Raw genomic sequence first — 15,073 nt, 5'->3', positions numbered from 1 at the left:
CTGCAAGTACGTCCCTGTAAGCTCGGTCGCCGCATCCATGCGGCTCACGCCCCCGCAACCGGACCCACCCCGCCTTCGACAGATTCCCGCGATCTGTTGGGATGGCATGACCCTGCTTTTGGTGGGTGTCGACCTTGGTCGACACGTAGATCCACGCCATGCGTGGATGCTCTTCGAATTCAATTCGGAATCATCGAAATGAATCGAATGGAATTGGAGGAAATCATCCACGCATGGCGTGGATCTACTGGCCACCGGGAAACTGTCAGGGGTGGGGCGGTGTCGGAGTGCGGGGTGTCAGCCGCATGGATGCGGCTGCCAAGCCTACAGGGACGTACTTGCGGCGTCCCCGCACTCCGACACCGCCCCGCCATCCCACGGAATGCACGCTGTTGCTGTTGCTTCGGCTGTTGCCGTTGCCTCTGCGGGTGCAGGGCGCAGCCCTGCTGAAGAACCCTCAAATATCTGTGGGAGCCAGCCCGTACTGCTCGGCGAAGCGCTTGCTGAAGCTCGCTGCAGAGCGATACCCCGCGCGCGCTGCCACGGTCTTCAGCGGCAGATCGGTGGTGTACAGCAGTTGCATGCCGTGGGCCAGGCGCGCTTCGGTCAGCAGCTGGCGCAGGCTGGTGGCTTCAGCCGCCAGCCGCCGCCGCAGGGTCGCACCGCTCAGCGCGAAGTGTGCCTCAACGTCGCGCGACTGCCAGTCGCGTGCCGGTTCGGCGGCGATGCGGTCGCGGATCTGTTCGCCCAGCGTCGGTGCGTGCGGCAACAGCAGGTTGCCGTGGCCCTGCCGGCACCACGCCAGCACCAGCGTGGCCAGCGCCAGCCGTGCTTCGCTGTAGCGGCCATCCTGCAACGACTGCCGCCAGCTGCGCAGCGCCGTGGCGTGATCGCCCAGCGCCTGCCGTGCCAGCGCAGGTCCGGCCGTCGGCAAGGCTTCGCTCCACAGCGTGCGCGCAGCCGCCAGCACTTCGGTGCACAGCGGCACGATCGCGCTGAGGTAGCGGCCGGTCTGCGGGTCCGGTGTGTTGACCACGTCGATGCGGCAACGCTGGGTGATCAGCAGGATGTCGCCCGGGACGAAGGTCAGCGACTGGTGTGCGGTACGCACCTGCTTGCGGCCTTCCAGCAGGATCGCGAACTGCGGCTGCGGTATCTCCACCGAGCTGGCGCCATGCTCGCGGCGGGCGGTGATGCAGGCGTAGCCTTCGGCGCGTTGGCAGCCGGCCAGGCTGGCCATCTCCGCCAGCAGGGCGGTGGCGGTGGGGGGCATGCCGGTCATACGACGTGTGCGCCCAGCAGGCGGCCGACCGCCGCTGCAGCGGCCATCGCCAGCGCACCCCAGAACATCACGCGCAGGGCACCACGCGTCGGTGACGCGCCACCGGCGCGTGCCGCCATCGCGCCGGTCAGGCACAGGCCGGCCAGCGTGCTGACCGTGGTGGCGTTGGCGACGTTCTGTACTGGTGCCAGCAGTGCGGTCAGCACCGGCAGGGCAGCACCACAGGTGAAGGCGCCGGCCGAAGCCAGTGCAGCCTGCAACGGTCGCGCGCGCAGTTCCTCGGTGATGCCCAGTTCGTCGCGCGCATGGGCGCCCAGCGCGTCGTGGGCGGTCAGCTGCTTGGCAACCTGGCGTGCCAACGCCGGCTCCAGGCCGCGGTGGCGATAGATCGCGGTCAGCTCGTCCAGTTCGCTGTGCGGGTCTTCATGCAGCTCGCGCTTTTCCATCGCCAGATCGGCATTCTCGGTATCGGCCTGGGTCTGCACCGACACATACTCGCCGGCGGCCATCGACATCGCTCCGGCCACGGTACCGGCCACGCCGGTGGCCAGGATCGTGCTGGCCGAGGCGCCGCTGGCGGCCACGCCGACCACCAGGCCGGCGACCGAGACGATGCCATCGTTGGCGCCCAGCACGGCGGCACGCAGCCAGCCGACGCGATCGGCGCGATGCAGTTCAGGATGTCGTGAATGGCGGCTCATGGCCCTGAGTGTACGAGGGTCAAGAGGGTGTCGGTAGGATGCTGAAACCCGTCACCGTCGCATGACGTAACGAGCCGCCACGCTATAGTGCGCCCTTGCGATGCAAGGCTCCCAGCCCCACATCCCCTGCCACCGTCCAGCGAGCCACCCCCTTGTCGAGCCCCAGCCACGTCGCCGATACGCCCATTACCGACCGCTCGCAACTGGTGGCGGAGATCGCCTCCGGCGAGAAGCCCCGTTCGCAGTGGCGCATCGGTACCGAGCACGAGAAGTTCGGGTTCCGCCTGGATGACCTGCGCCCGCCGACCTTCGAGGGCGAGCGTGGCATCGAGGCACTGCTCAACGGCCTGGTCCGTTTCGGCTGGACGCCGGTGCAGGAAAACGGCAATACCATCGCCCTGCTGCGTGATGGCGCCTCGGTGACGCTGGAGCCCGCGGGCCAGCTGGAGCTGTCCGGTGCGGCGGTGGAGACCATCCACCAGACCTGCGTGGAAACCGGCACCCACCTCAATGAAGTTGCACAGGTGGCCGGCGAGCTGCAGCTGGGCTTCCTCGGCATGGGCTTCCAGCCGAAGTGGACGCGCGATGAAATGCCGTGGATGCCCAAGGGCCGCTACAAGATCATGCGTTCGTACATGCCCAAGGTCGGTTCGCTGGGCCTGGACATGATGACCCGCACCTGCACCGTGCAGGTGAACCTGGATTACGCCAGCGAAGCGGACATGGTGAAGAAGTTCCGCGTGTCGTTGGCACTGCAGCCGATCGCCACCGCCCTGTTCGCCGACTCGCCGTTCACCGAGGGCAAGCCGAACGGCTACCTCAGCTACCGCTCGCACATCTGGACCGACACCGATGCCGACCGTACCGGCATGCTCGACTTCGTGTTCGAGGACGGCTTCGGTTACGAGCGCTATGTCGACTACCTGCTCGACGTGCCGATGTATTTCTCCTACCGCGATGGCATCTACCACGACGCCAGCGGGCAGAGCTTCCGCGATTTCATGCAGGGCAAGCTGCCGGTGTTGCCGGGCCAGCTGCCGACGCTGCGCGACTGGTCGGACCACACCACCACCGCGTTCCCGGAAGTGCGGCTGAAGAAGTACCTGGAAATGCGCGGTGCCGATGGCGGCCCGTGGAGCCGCCTGTGCGCGCTGCCGGCATTCTGGGTGGGCCTGCTGTACGACGACACCGCACTGGATGCAGCGTGGGACCTGGTGCGCGACTTCAGCCTGGTTGAACGCCATGCGCTGCGTGATGGGGTGCCCAAGCATGCGTTGGCGCTGCCGTTCCGCAATGGCACCGTGCGCGATCTGGCGCGCGAAGCGGTGAAGATTTCCGTGGAAGGCCTCAAGCGCCGCGCGGCGCGCAATGCCGATGGCCAGGACGAAAGCAAGTTCCTGGACGTGCTGCAGGAAATCGTCGAGTCCGGCCTGACCCCGGCCGAGCGCAAGCTGGCGCTGTTCCATGGCCGCTGGCACGGCGATGTGGATCCGGTGTTCCGCGAGTTCGCTTACTGACCACCTTGCGGTAGTGCCGGCCGCTGGCCGACAGATGTACGCGGTTGCCGGCCAGCGGCTGGCACCATCAAAAAAAACCCCGGCATTGCCGGGGTTTTTTGTTTCCACAACCGCCTTGGATCAGGCGGCGTTCTTCATCGTCGCCATGTCGATCACGAAGCGGTAGCGCACATCATTCTTCGCCATGCGTTCCCAGGCTTCGTTGACGTTCTTGATGTCGATCATCTCCACATCGCTGACGATGCCGTGCTCGGCACAGAAGTCCATCATTTCCTGGGTTTCAGCCATACCGCCGATCGCCGAGCCGGTCAGGTTCTTGCGACCGAAGATCACGCTGCCACCGGTCAGCGGCGGGTCCAGTTCGGTCAGCACGCCGACCAGGCACATGGTGGCCTCACGCTTGAGCAGGCCCATGTACGGGTTGGTGTCATGGCCGACCGGAATGGTGTTGAGCAGGAAGTCGAAGCTGCCGGCGTGCGCCTTCATCTGCGCGGCATCGCGCGAGACCAGCACCTCGTCGGCGCCCAGGCGCTTGGCGTCGGCACCCTTTTCCGGGGTGGTGGTGATCATCACCACGTGCGCGCCGAGTGCCTTGGCGAACTTCACGCCCATGTGGCCGAGGCCACCCAGACCGATAACGCCGACCTTCTGGCCCGGGCCGACCTTCCAGTGACGCAGCGGCGACCAGGTGGTGATGCCGGCGCACAGCAGCGGCGCGGCGGCCTTCAGGTCCAGCGTTTCGGAAACCTTGACCACGAAGCGCTGCTCGACCACCACGTGGTCGGAATAGCCGCCGTAGGTCGGGGCACCATCGGCGCGTTCACGGCCGTTGTAGGTCCAGGTCGCACCTTCGGCGCAGTACTGCTCCAGGTCGTGTTCACAGGCATCGCAGTGACGACAGGAGTCGACCATGCAGCCGACGCCAGCGTGGTCGCCGACCTTGAAGCGGGTGACCTCGCTGCCGACTTCGGTAACGCGGCCGATGATCTCGTGGCCCGGCACCATCGGGTAGATCGAGCCACCCCAGTCGTCGCGGGCCTGGTGCAGGTCGGAATGGCAGATGCCGCTGTACAGGATCTCGATGCGCACATCGTTCGGGCCGACCGCGCGGCGCTCGAACTCGAAGGGTACCAGCGGGTCGGTATGGGTATGGGCGGCGTAACCACGGGCGAGGGACATGGGGAATCCTTGGCGGGTTTGTCGAAAGGCGTTTTACAATACGCCCCGTACCGCAAGGTAAGAAGCGCATATATCGGCATGATTCATCAAGGCAGACTGCACAATCATGGCCACTGACAACCTGTCCCACCTGGCCGCCTTCGCCGCGGTCGCCCGCCACCGCAGCTTCCGCCGGGCCGGCGCCGAACTGGCCCTGTCGACCTCCGCGGTGAGCTATGCGATCCGCGCGCTGGAGGAGCGGCTGGGGGTGGGCCTGTTCCACCGGACCACCCGCAGTGTGGCACTGACCGAGGCAGGGCAACGGCTGCTGGAGCGCCTGCAGCCGGCACTGGGCCAGGTGCATGACGCGCTGGAGGAGATGAACCACTTCCGCGCCGTTCCGTCAGGCCTGCTGCGGATCAACGCGACGCGGGCGGCGGTAGCAACCCAGTTGGGGCCGCGGCTGGCGCGTTTCCTGCACGCGCATCCCGATGTACGGGTGGAGCTGACCGAGAACGATGGCCTGGTCGACATCGTCGCCGAGGGTTACGACGCGGGCGTGCGCCTGCACGAGTTCGTGCCCGAGGACATGGTGGCGGTGCCAATGGGGCCGCCGCTGCGCGGCTTGATCGTCGGTTCGCCCGAATACCTGCGGCGCCGGCCGGCACCGCAGCATCCGCGCGACCTGGCTACGCATGAGTGCGTGCGCTTCCGCTTCGCCAGCGGTCATCTGTACAAGTGGCAGTTCGAGCGCGAGGGCCAGACCCTGGAAATCGACGTACCGGGCCGGCTGACGCTGTGCGAGCAGGGCACCGTGGTTGGCGTGGTGCTCGATGGCATCGGCCTGGCCTATGTGCTGGAAGACACCGCGCGTCCTTATCTGGACGATGGCCGACTGGTGGCGGTGCTGGAAGACTGGAGCGAACCATTCGCCGGGTTTGCGTTGTACTACCCGAAGCAGCGGCAGATGCCTGGAGCGCTGCGCGCGTTCGTGGACATGCTGCGCGAGTGAATGGTGGTGGATCGCATCCACGCATGGCGTGGATCTACTGACCATCGCCGTATGCCCATTTTGACCCCCGCCATGCGTGGATGCCGTTGCACAGTAGATCCACGCCATGCGTGGATGGCGCCTGCTACGCAGCCTGCAGCATCGGCTCCATCAGTTGCAGGCAGTCACGCAGGTGCGCATCCACCGATGCGTCTTCGGCTACCACGCCGATGGCGCGCTCGCGCAGAGGTTCTGCCACGGCCATCGACAGCACCAGGCGCGCCATCCGTTCTGGATCACCGGCGCGCAACAGACCACGCTGCTGCTGCCGCCGCAGCCAGTCCGCCAGCAGCGCACGGCCGCGGCCGATGCCGTTGTCCAGGTAGGCCCGCAGCAGCGCGTCCTTGCCCGGGAAGTCGGTGGTCAACAGGCGGAACACCCGCACCGCCTGTGCTGACAATGCCTGCGCGCACACCGCCTGCAGGATGTCGTGCAGCAGTGGCAGCACGTCTTCGGCGTGGCGGGCATCACGCTGCAGCTGCGGTGCGAAGCCATCGGTCCACTCGCGCACCGCCAGGCCTACCAGTTCGTCGCGATTTCCGGCATGCCGGTACACCGTCTTCTTGGCCACGCCGGCATGCGCGGCGACCGCCTCAATGGTGGTCGCCTCATAGCCCTGCGCCAGCAGCAGATCCAGCGTCGCCTGCAGCACGGCATGGCGGACGTCGGCCTCTGGGCGTGCGGGACGGCCGCGGCGACGGGGCGGAGCGATCGGATCGGGCGGGGCGGTAGCGGTCATTGCGCACATTCTAGCGCATTTCGATAATTGCGAAACGAATGGCGTTTCCGTATTGTCCGGACTTCCCCCCCCCAAGGATTCACCATGGATACCGTCGCCAACGCGCATGCCTGGCTTGACCACCACGACCTGCTCGATCCCGCACCGATGCACCTGGAAACCGGCATCCAGCGTCGCGAAGACGGCACCCTGCTGGTCGCGGTGCGCACCGATCTGCATGGCTGCAAGGGCCGCATGCTGGACTGGTGGTTCACCTTCTTCGAGACCACCCAGCACATCCGCTGGTGGCACCCGCTGGACCACGTCGAGCACCGTGGCTGGGACGCGGCCTGGCAGCGTGGGCGCAGCTACCATGGGGCCAGCATCCATGCCGTCGAGTCGCTGGCCGACATCCCGCCCGTGGCGGCACGCCTGAAGTTCCATGATCCGCGCACGTTGCTCACACCTGAGCGTCTGCAGACGGCGCAGGATGCCGGCGATGTCTCGGCGGTGATTGCCGCGCGCATCGGTTTTGGTGACCACGTTCGTCTGGACGCGCACGGTGATCCCTGCGATGGCCAGATGCTGCACGTCGCCCGCGATACGCCGTTCGGCTGCGTGCTGCGTAGCCGCTTCGTGCTGGGCCTGGACAGTGAACATCCGCAGCGCGATGCCAGCGATGCGATCGGCCTGGGTCTGCTAAAGCACTGCTATACCGAGTTCAGTTTCCTGTCGCGGCTGCTGCCGTCGCTGTACTACGGCGAGCGCGCCAACGGCGAAGCGGTGCCGCTGCCGTGGTGAGCGGCGCGCCGCTCATTCGACCAGCGCGTCGTAGCCTTCGCCACTGAACTGGATCAGGGAGAAGCCGTGGCCGAAGGGATCGGACAGCACGGCGATGCGGCCCCAGCGACGCTCGCGCACGGACTGCTCGAGCGTCGCCCCTGCCGCAACCACACGCACCACCGCGGCTTCGATGTCATCCACCACCCAGTCCAGATGCACGGGCGTCCAGTGGCGCTCGTAGTCGCGCACATCGCCGTGCTCGGTCGCTGCGCTGCCGGCATCGCTCTGCAGCAGGTACAGCGGCGTTGGCCCGCCGAGCAGTTCCACGGCGCCCGGGCCGAGTCGGCGGCCGACCCGCAGGCTGAAAGCTTCGGTGTAGAACGCTTCGGCAGCTGCAAGATCGGGGACGTCGAGGTTGACGATGAAGGACATGGTGACGGAGTTCATGGGGACTTTCGTCATGTTGTTGGACGCGGATGTGACGTCTAGGATCGAACTGTAGTTCCAGACCGGGTGCCTCGTCGTTCCGACCGGTGGCCCCGTTGCCAGGGAGGATTCCATGCGGAACCTGGAAGTGGAAGCGCGAGTACGCAAGCTGGAGCAACGGGCAGGCCGATGGCGCTGGCTGCTGGTGGCAGCACCCGTGCTGATGATGTCGATCATGCTGGCCGGTCGTGGTTCTGCCCGGCCGGAGGCCGGCATTGCTGCGGAGATCCGCACCCATCGCCTGATCGTGCTTGACCATCAGGGCCGCAAGCGCGTGGAGATCGGTGAGGACGCGCCGGACCTGGACATCAAGCGCAATGCGCGGGTGGCGGGGTTGATCATCTTCGATGGCAATGAACAGGAACGCGGAGGCATGGTGACTGCCGACGATGGCAGCGCCACGGTTGCTCTCGATGCGCCGCGCGGCGTTGGCTATCGCGTGTCGGATCGGGCCGGGATGAAGGTGGGAGCGGACGGTTCGGCGTTCATCGGTGTCCTGTCCAACGCCGGTGGCTTTGCTGCCAGGCTGGTCGCGCAGGGGGCGGAAGGACAGCTGGAGCTGAACCGCGTGGCTTCTGCTGAAGGCGGAGCCTCCAACCGTGTGATCCACGTGGAAGCCGAGAGCAGGTGACGGACCCATCACAGAGCCAACCAGGGAGTGCACCATGCATGAGCAGGATATGACCGTACGTTTGGAACGCCTGGAGCACAGGCTACGGCGCAGGAATCTGCTGGCAGTCTCGATGTTCGTACTGGGCGCATCGTTGGCCCTGGTCGGGACCAGTGTGGCCACGCCCGATGCCGGCGTGGTGCCGGAGATCCGTACCTACAAGTTGACCGTGCTCGACAGTGAAGGGCGCACGCGCGTGCAGATTGCCGAGGACGCGGATGATGTCGCGCGCAACTCGCGCGCAACGGGAATGACGATCTACGATGCGAAAGGCGATGAGCGCGGTGGCATCGGCACCATGGCCAATGGCAGTGCGGTGATGGCGCTGGATGCGCCGGTTGGCGTGGGCTACAAGGTTCGCGATCGGGCGGGCATGAGGGTCGCGCCCGATGGCACCGCCGTGATCACGGCGCTGTCCAACGAGGGCAGCTTTGCCGCCAGCCTGGTGGCGCAGGGCAACCAGGGGCGGCTTGAACTGAGTCGCAAGGATTCAGCGAAGGGGGAGATCAGCACCCGGGTGCTGACCTTTGATTCGGACTCGACCAAGGTGGAGAAAGCACCCTGATGTGCTCGGTGGCGAGGAGCGCATCGCATCCACGCATGGCGTGGATCTACTGTGCGAGCGGGTAGTCGAGGTAGCCTTCGACGCCACCGCCGTAATAGGTGCTGCGATCCGGAACGGCCAGCGGCACATCGCGCTGCAGGCGCTCGACCAGATCCGGGTTGGCGATGAACGGCTGGCCAAACGCGGCCAGATCAATGATGCCGTCCTCGACCAGTCGCAGAGCACGCTCACGGGTGAGCCCACCGGCGAGGATCACGGTGCCGCCGTAGGTCTCCTTGAAGGTCTTCAGGAACGCCTCGCCGATGACTGGCACGCCGCGCAGGTAGTTGTCGTTCAGATGCACATACGCCAACCCGCGCTTGCCAAGCTCTTCGGCCAGATAAAGATAGGTGGCTTCGTTCTCTGCATAGGCCGGCATGTCGAAGGTCTGGCTGTTCGGCGCCAGGCGCACGCCGATCCGCTGTGCACCGATCCGCTGCGCCATCGCATCGACGGTGTCCAGGATCAGCCGTGCGCGGTTGCGTAGTGAACCACCATAGAGATCCTGGCGGTCATTGGTGATCGGGTTGAGGAACTGCTCGAACAGGTAGCCGTTGGCAGCATGCAGTTCGATGCCATCGAAGTCGGCAGCGATGGCATTTTCAGCGCCGCCTACGAAGTCGCTGACGATACCCGGCATTTCTTCTGTGCTGAGCGCGCGCGGCGGCGTCGGATCGGCATGGCCACGGCTGCCGTCGTCCAGATACACGAACGAGGTGTTTTTCGGATCGCTCGCCACCGGCCGCGTACCGGCGCTCACCGGCTGGCCGCCGTCGGGCTGCAGCGAGGCGTGTGACATGCGTCCGACGTGCCACAGCTGGGCGAAGATCGCGCCCTGCGCAGCGTGTACGGCGTCGGTGACAAGCTTCCAGCCGGCAACCTGTTCAGCGGACCAGATGCCGGGCACGTCGATGTAGCCCTGGCCCTGCGCCGACACCGGCGTGCCTTCACTGATGATCAGACCGGCGCTGGCACGCTGCCGGTAGTACTGCGCGGTCAGTGCATTGGCGACGGCGCCGGGGTTGCGGGCGCGGGTCATTGGGGCCATCGCGATGCGGTTGTGCAGGGGCAGTCCAGCGAGGTCGAACGGGCGGAACAGGGCGGCGGTCATGTCAGTCATCTCGGTACGGGGAGGGCGCCAACGGCGCGACAGCACCATGATGGAGTTGACATGCAGGCGCATAAAGACGGTAAATTTCCCGCCAAGCGGGACTATCTGTCCCCAATGAGCGAGTCTGCCGATGCTCCCCGTCGAATCGTTGAATGGCCTGGTGACCTTCGTCACCACGGCGCGCTCGGCTACCTTCACCGAGGCCGCCGACGCGCTGGGCATCTCGCGCTCGGCGGTCGGCAAGGCCATCGCCCGGCTGGAAGCGCGGCTGGGCGTGCGCCTGTTCCATCGCACCACCCGGCGCATCGCGCTGACCACCGATGGCGAGGCCTACTACGCCTCGTGCGCGGCGGCGCTGGATGAAATCGCGGCAGCCGAAGCGTGCCTGGGCTCGGCGGCGCATCTGCCGAGCGGCCGCCTGCGCATCGACATGCCGTCCTCGTTCGGTCGGCTGGTGGTGCTGCCGGTGCTGCTGGAAATGTGCCAGCAGTATCCGGACCTGCAGTTGACGATGACCTTCACCGATCACTTCGTCGACCCACTGGAGGAAGGCATCGACCTGCTGATCCGCTTCGGCGGCCTGCATCACGCCGAGCACCTGGTCGCGCGCAAGCTGGCCAGCCAGCGGCTGGTGACCTGCGCCGCGCCGTCCTACCTGCAGGCGCATGGCACGCCACGGACCATTGACGATCTACATGCACACCGCAGCATCGTCGGCTACCGCCATGGACAGCCCGTGGCCTGGCGGATGGGGGACGTGGGCACCCAGGGGGTGTTCATTCCCAGCGGCACCTACCAGCTCAATGATGGCGATGCGGTGATCGAAGGCGCGCTGGCTGGCTTGGGCATCTGCCAGATGCCGGTATCGCTGGTGCGCCGGCATCTCGAATCCGGGGCGCTGCAGTCGTTGCTCGATCACTGCATGCAGCATCACGTGGATATCCACGCGCTGTGGCCACAGACGCGGCATCTGCGGCCGAAGGTGCGTTACGTGGTGGAGGAGCTGACCCGGTTGGCCGCAGAGGGGGCCTTCGATTGAGCTCCGGATCGGCTTCTGTATACTATCCCCCAGTATAGTTCCGAGGCCGGCCAGCCATGCCGCACTCCCCCGAAGAAAAAAAGAAGGTTCTCGCCCGCGTACGCCGCATCCGCGGCCAGTGCGATGCGCTGGACCGCGCGCTGGAAGCCGGCGCCGACTGCGGGCCGGTGCTGCAGCAGATCGCCGCCATCCGTGGTGCGGTCAACGGGCTGATGTCCGAAGTGATGGAAGCGCACCTGCGCGAGGAGTTCGGCCAGCCCGCTACCTCCGATGAACAACGCGCCGAACGTGTGCGCGACATGAGCGCGTTGATCCGCTCGTACCTGAAATGAACGACGGCGCGACACAGCGCCGCGCATCCTGTTTTCCGCAAACCTTTTTGGAGAGTGCCATCATGAAATCCCGTGCCGCCGTCGCCTTTGGTCCTGGCCAGCCGCTGCAGATCGTCGAGATCGACGTCGCCCCGCCGAAGCAGGGCGAAGTGCTGGTCAAGATCACCCACACCGGTGTCTGCCATACCGATGCCTTCACCCTGTCCGGCGATGATCCGGAAGGCCTGTTCCCGGTGGTGCTGGGCCATGAGGGCGCCGGCATCGTGGTGGAAGTGGGCGAGGGCGTGACCAGCGTGAAGCCGGGCGACCACGTGATTCCGCTGTACACCGCCGAGTGTGGTGAATGCCTGTTCTGCAAGAGCGGCAAAACCAACCTGTGCGTGTCGGTGCGTGCCACCCAAGGCAAGGGCGTGATGCCCGATGGCACCAGCCGCTTCAGCTACAACGGCGAGCCGATCTACCACTACATGGGCTGCTCGACCTTCAGCGAATACACCGTCGTTGCCGAGGTGTCGCTGGCGAAGATCAACCCGGACGCGAATCCGGAGCACGTCTGCCTGCTCGGTTGCGGCGTCACCACCGGCATCGGCGCGGTGCACAACACCGCCAAGGTGCAGGAAGGCGACAGCGTGGCCGTGTTCGGCCTGGGCGGTATCGGCCTGGCGGTGATCCAGGGCGCGCGCCAGGCCAAGGCCGGCCGCATCATCGCGGTGGATACCAACCCGTCCAAGTTCGAGCTGGCCCGCGAATTCGGCGCCACCGACTGCATCAACCCGAAGGATCATGACAAGCCGATCCAGCAGGTCATTGTTGAAATGACCACCTGGGGCGTGGACCACAGCTTCGAGTGCATCGGCAACGTCAACGTGATGCGTGCGGCGCTGGAATGCGCGCACCGTGGCTGGGGTCAGAGCGTGGTGATCGGCGTGGCCGGTTCGGGCCAGGAGATCTCCACCCGCCCGTTCCAGCTGGTCACCGGCCGCAAGTGGATGGGTACCGCGTTTGGCGGCGTGAAGGGCCGCAGCCAGCTGCCGGGCATGGTCGAAGACGCGATGAAGGGCGATATCGAGCTGGCGCCGTTCGTCACCCACACCATGGACCTGGACAAGATCAACGAAGCTTTCGACCTGATGCACGAAGGCAAGTCGATCCGTTCAGTGGTCCATTACTGAGGCGCGTCATGGGCTGGCTGGATGCCCTGCGCCGGCCGCGTGCGGAAGACCCGCGCGCGGCCCTGGTGGCCCCGATCGAGCAGGCGCTGCGCGCGCTGGGCTGGGTGGTGGGTGAAGTGGGGCCAGCGCGTGCGGTGACCTCGGCCTTCGGCAGCGACGATGGCATGTCGTTCGAGCAGTGGCTGGGGCAGGTATTCCTGCCGCGTCTGCATGAGGCCCGCGCTGATGGCCAGTGGCCGCCGCGCAGCAACGTGGCAGCGGCGGCGTATCGCAATCTTGATGGCCAGCCTGACGTCGAGCCGTTGCTGCGCTTGCTGGCGCAGCTGGACGAACTGATCAACAAAGGCATCCACGCCGTGCGTGGATAAGCCGACCAAGGTCGGCATCTACCAGAAGCACGCGTGCGCTGACGCGCCGCGCAGGAGAACATCATGGAACGCATCGAACACCGCGCCTGTTTCGGTGGCTGGCAGGACGTCTACCGCCATCATTCGACCACGCTGGGCTGCGACATGCAGTTCGCCGTGTACCTGCCGCCGCAGGCCGCCAGCCAGAAGCTGCCGGTACTGTATTGGCTGAGCGGACTGACCTGCACCGAGCAGAATTTCATTACCAAGGCCGGTGCGCAGCGCTATGCGGCCGAGCACGGCGTGATCATCGTCACCCCGGATACCAGTCCGCGCGGCGATGACGTCGCCGATGCCGAGGGCTATGACCTCGGCAAGGGCGCGGGCTTCTATCTCAACGCCACACAGCAGCCGTGGGCGAAGCACTACCGCATGCACGACTACGTGGTGCAGGAACTGCCGGCGCTGATCGAAGCGAACTTCCCGGCTACCGATGCGCGCGCGATCAGCGGCCATTCGATGGGCGGCCACGGCGCGCTGGTGATCGCGCTGCGCAACCCCGGCCGTTACCGCAGCGTGTCGGCGTTCTCGCCGATCGTTGCGCCCAGCCAGGTGCCGTGGGGACAGAAGGCGTTCACGGCCTACCTCGGTGACAACCCGGCCGACTGGGCGCAGTGGGACGCCACCGCGCTGATCGCCAACGCCAGCGAGCGACTGCCGCTGCTGGTCGACCAGGGTGAGGGGGATGAGTTCCTGCAGACCCAGCTGCAGCCTCAGCGCCTGCAGCAGGCCTGCCAAGCGGCCGGCCATCCGCTGAGCCTGCGCCTGCAGCCGGGCTACGACCACAGCTACTACTTCATCGCCAGCTTCATCGGCGAGCACATCGCCCACCACGCGCGCGCACTGAAGGCCTGACCCTGTAGCCGAGCCCACGCTCGGCTGCTCTGGCTTGTCCGTAGCGTCGAGCCGCCACGCATGGCGTGGCGCTTATACGTCGTCGTCTTCTTCCGCCGCTTCACGGCCCTGCTGGCGGATCAGGGCTTCTTCGCGCGCATCGTTGATGGCGTGGCGCACGCTGTCGAGGTCGACGGTAGATTCATCGTGCACAAAGGTGCCGGTGAGCTCGCTGTCCGGCAGCAGGCTGCCAGCCTCGAACAGCGCCCACATTTCCTCGCCATACCAGCTGTCCAGCAGTTCAGGGGCGAAACGGCCCAAGTAGGCGGTGAGGTTGTTGACGTCCCGCAGCAGCATGCTGCGCGCGGCGTTGTTGCCGCCTGCACTGACCACCTGGGGGAAATCGATCACCACCGGGCCATCGGGACCGACCAGCACGTTGTACGGCGAGAGATCGCCATGGATCAGGCCGCAGCACAGCATGCGCACCACCTGGCGGACCAGGGTCTGGTGGAACTGGCGGGCCTGTTCGGGCTCCAGTTCCACTTCGCCCAGGCGGGCGGCGGAGAAACCGTCGGCATCGGTGACCAGCTCCATCACCAGCACGCCGTGGAAGTAGCCGTATGGCTCGGGCACGCGCACGCCGGCATCACGCAGCAGGTACAGCGAGTCCACCTCGGTGTTCTTCCAGGCCGTTTCCTGCTGCTTGCGGCCGTACTTGCTGGCCTTGCCCACCGCACGCGCCTCACGGCTGCCGCGCACCTTGCGGCCTTCCTGGTACTGCACGCGCTGCTGGAAGCTGCGCTGGGCCATGTCCTTGTAGACCTTCGCGCAGCGCACCTCGTTGCCGCTGCGTACCACGTACACGGCCGCTTCCTTGCCGCTCTTGAGCGGGCGTAGCACTTCATCGATCACGCCGTCGTCGATCAGCGCGCGCAGTCCTTCGGGGGTTTTCACGGGATATCTGGGGTGGCCGGCGCGGAGGCGCTTGCCAGGATGGGGAGGGATTTTCGCATTTTACAGGTCGCGGCTGTCGGGCGGCTTCCCGGCTGGCCCGCGAGCGTCGCCGGGCAACCATTTCGCGAGACGGCTGCCACTGTCGCGTATCCGTCTTTTCCAACGCGGATCACGCCGCTGTGGCGTGGCGGCGCGCTATCGTGCCGCCATACGGCCTTGCGCATGGGGGATGCATGCTGGTTGTGCTGGCG

The 15,073-nt window shown here is 66.3% G+C and carries 17 protein-coding genes; 10 read left to right on the top strand and 7 right to left on the bottom strand.

All coding sequences use genetic code 11. The features are described 5' to 3' along the window. Positions 1-457 precede the first annotated feature (457 nt). Positions 458-1,282, bottom strand: coding sequence for a helix-turn-helix transcriptional regulator (locus DBR20_RS08860; protein WP_108265926.1), 825 nt, complete (start codon positions 1,280-1,282; stop codon positions 458-460). Then, on the bottom strand, positions 1,279-1,983 hold the full coding sequence (locus DBR20_RS08855; protein ID WP_108265925.1) for a VIT family protein: 705 nt from the start codon (positions 1,981-1,983) through the stop codon (positions 1,279-1,281). The genes DBR20_RS08860 and DBR20_RS08855 overlap by 4 nt, the downstream gene beginning before the upstream one ends. A 152-nt stretch (positions 1,984-2,135) precedes the next feature. On the opposite strand from DBR20_RS08855, the gene DBR20_RS08850 reads away from it, so the two are divergent. Continuing rightward, positions 2,136-3,500 (top strand): glutamate--cysteine ligase, encoded by a 1,365-nt coding sequence (locus DBR20_RS08850; RefSeq protein ID WP_108265924.1) that lies wholly within the window; start codon positions 2,136-2,138, stop codon positions 3,498-3,500. Between the two features lie 120 nt (positions 3,501-3,620). Here the strand turns inward: DBR20_RS08850 and DBR20_RS08845 are convergent, their stop codons facing one another. Beyond that, positions 3,621-4,679, bottom strand: a complete 1,059-nt coding sequence (locus DBR20_RS08845) for an NAD(P)-dependent alcohol dehydrogenase (RefSeq protein ID WP_108265923.1) — start codon at positions 4,677-4,679, stop codon at positions 3,621-3,623. A 106-nt stretch (positions 4,680-4,785) separates the two neighbouring features. Here DBR20_RS08845 and DBR20_RS08840 point away from each other — a divergent pair, with 106 nt between their 5' ends. Further along, positions 4,786-5,670 carry a LysR family transcriptional regulator gene (locus tag DBR20_RS08840; protein ID WP_108265922.1) on the top strand — a complete coding sequence of 295 codons (885 nt, stop codon included), beginning with the start codon at positions 4,786-4,788 and terminating at the stop codon, positions 5,668-5,670. Positions 5,671-5,794: 124 nt separating this feature from the next. On the opposite strand, the gene DBR20_RS08835 is transcribed toward DBR20_RS08840, so the two are convergent. After that, entirely contained in the window at positions 5,795-6,457 is a 663-nt protein-coding gene (locus DBR20_RS08835) for a TetR/AcrR family transcriptional regulator (protein WP_108265921.1), read from the bottom strand. Between the two features lie 75 nt (positions 6,458-6,532). Here DBR20_RS08835 and DBR20_RS08830 point away from each other — a divergent pair, with 75 nt between their 5' ends. Then, positions 6,533-7,228, top strand: coding sequence for a hydrolase (locus tag DBR20_RS08830; protein WP_108265920.1), 696 nt, complete (start codon positions 6,533-6,535; stop codon positions 7,226-7,228). Positions 7,229-7,240: 12 nt separating this feature from the next. Here DBR20_RS08830 and DBR20_RS08825 read toward each other — a convergent pair whose 3' ends face one another. Beyond that, the gene (locus DBR20_RS08825) at positions 7,241-7,657 is read right to left on the bottom strand and encodes a VOC family protein (RefSeq protein ID WP_108265919.1); all 417 of its coding nucleotides are present in this window, start codon (positions 7,655-7,657) and stop codon (positions 7,241-7,243) included. Positions 7,658-7,769: 112 nt separating this feature from the next. Between DBR20_RS08825 and DBR20_RS08820 the strand changes: the two genes are divergently transcribed. Together DBR20_RS08820 and DBR20_RS08815 are read left to right on the top strand one after the other, a co-directional pair. Continuing rightward, positions 7,770-8,327: a hypothetical protein gene (locus tag DBR20_RS08820; protein WP_108265918.1), complete on the top strand. Its 558-nt coding sequence runs from the start codon at positions 7,770-7,772 to the stop codon at positions 8,325-8,327. Between the two features lie 49 nt (positions 8,328-8,376). Continuing rightward, complete coding sequence (locus DBR20_RS08815) at positions 8,377-8,931, top strand: hypothetical protein (protein ID WP_146186976.1); 555 nt, start codon at positions 8,377-8,379, stop codon at positions 8,929-8,931. A 46-nt stretch (positions 8,932-8,977) separates the two neighbouring features. Here the strand turns inward: DBR20_RS08815 and DBR20_RS08810 are convergent, their stop codons facing one another. After that, positions 8,978-10,081, bottom strand: a complete 1,104-nt coding sequence (locus DBR20_RS08810) for an alkene reductase (RefSeq protein ID WP_108265929.1) — start codon at positions 10,079-10,081, stop codon at positions 8,978-8,980. Between the two features lie 130 nt (positions 10,082-10,211). Here DBR20_RS08810 and DBR20_RS08805 point away from each other — a divergent pair, with 130 nt between their 5' ends. The 5 genes from DBR20_RS08805 to fghA all read left to right on the top strand — a co-directional run bounded on the left by DBR20_RS08805 (position 10,212) and on the right by fghA (position 13,886). Beyond that, the gene (locus DBR20_RS08805; protein WP_108265916.1) at positions 10,212-11,120 is read left to right on the top strand and encodes a LysR family transcriptional regulator; all 909 of its coding nucleotides are present in this window, start codon (positions 10,212-10,214) and stop codon (positions 11,118-11,120) included. Between the two features lie 56 nt (positions 11,121-11,176). Further along, the gene (gene frmR, locus DBR20_RS08800; RefSeq protein ID WP_108265915.1) at positions 11,177-11,452 is read left to right on the top strand and encodes a formaldehyde-responsive transcriptional repressor FrmR; all 276 of its coding nucleotides are present in this window, start codon (positions 11,177-11,179) and stop codon (positions 11,450-11,452) included. Positions 11,453-11,514: 62 nt separating this feature from the next. Next, the gene (locus DBR20_RS08795) at positions 11,515-12,624 is read left to right on the top strand and encodes an S-(hydroxymethyl)glutathione dehydrogenase/class III alcohol dehydrogenase (RefSeq protein ID WP_108265928.1); all 1,110 of its coding nucleotides are present in this window, start codon (positions 11,515-11,517) and stop codon (positions 12,622-12,624) included. 8 nt (positions 12,625-12,632) lie between these two features. Continuing rightward, on the top strand, positions 12,633-12,992 hold the full coding sequence (locus DBR20_RS08790; protein ID WP_108265914.1) for a YqcC family protein: 360 nt from the start codon (positions 12,633-12,635) through the stop codon (positions 12,990-12,992). Positions 12,993-13,055: 63 nt separating this feature from the next. Continuing rightward, entirely contained in the window at positions 13,056-13,886 is an 831-nt protein-coding gene (gene fghA, locus DBR20_RS08785) for an S-formylglutathione hydrolase (protein WP_108265913.1), read from the top strand. A 72-nt stretch (positions 13,887-13,958) separates the two neighbouring features. Here the strand turns inward: fghA and DBR20_RS08780 are convergent, their stop codons facing one another. Continuing rightward, positions 13,959-14,822, bottom strand: coding sequence for a PA4780 family RIO1-like protein kinase (locus DBR20_RS08780; RefSeq protein WP_099820969.1), 864 nt, complete (start codon positions 14,820-14,822; stop codon positions 13,959-13,961). Positions 14,823-15,073 lie beyond the last annotated feature (251 nt).

This window comes from Stenotrophomonas sp. HMWF023 (genome assembly GCF_003060985.1).
In the GTDB taxonomy this organism is placed as follows: domain Bacteria; phylum Pseudomonadota; class Gammaproteobacteria; order Xanthomonadales; family Xanthomonadaceae; genus Stenotrophomonas; species Stenotrophomonas lactitubi.
The sequence above is the reverse complement of the archived record's forward strand: the minus strand, read 5'-3'. Positions and strand labels throughout refer to the sequence as shown.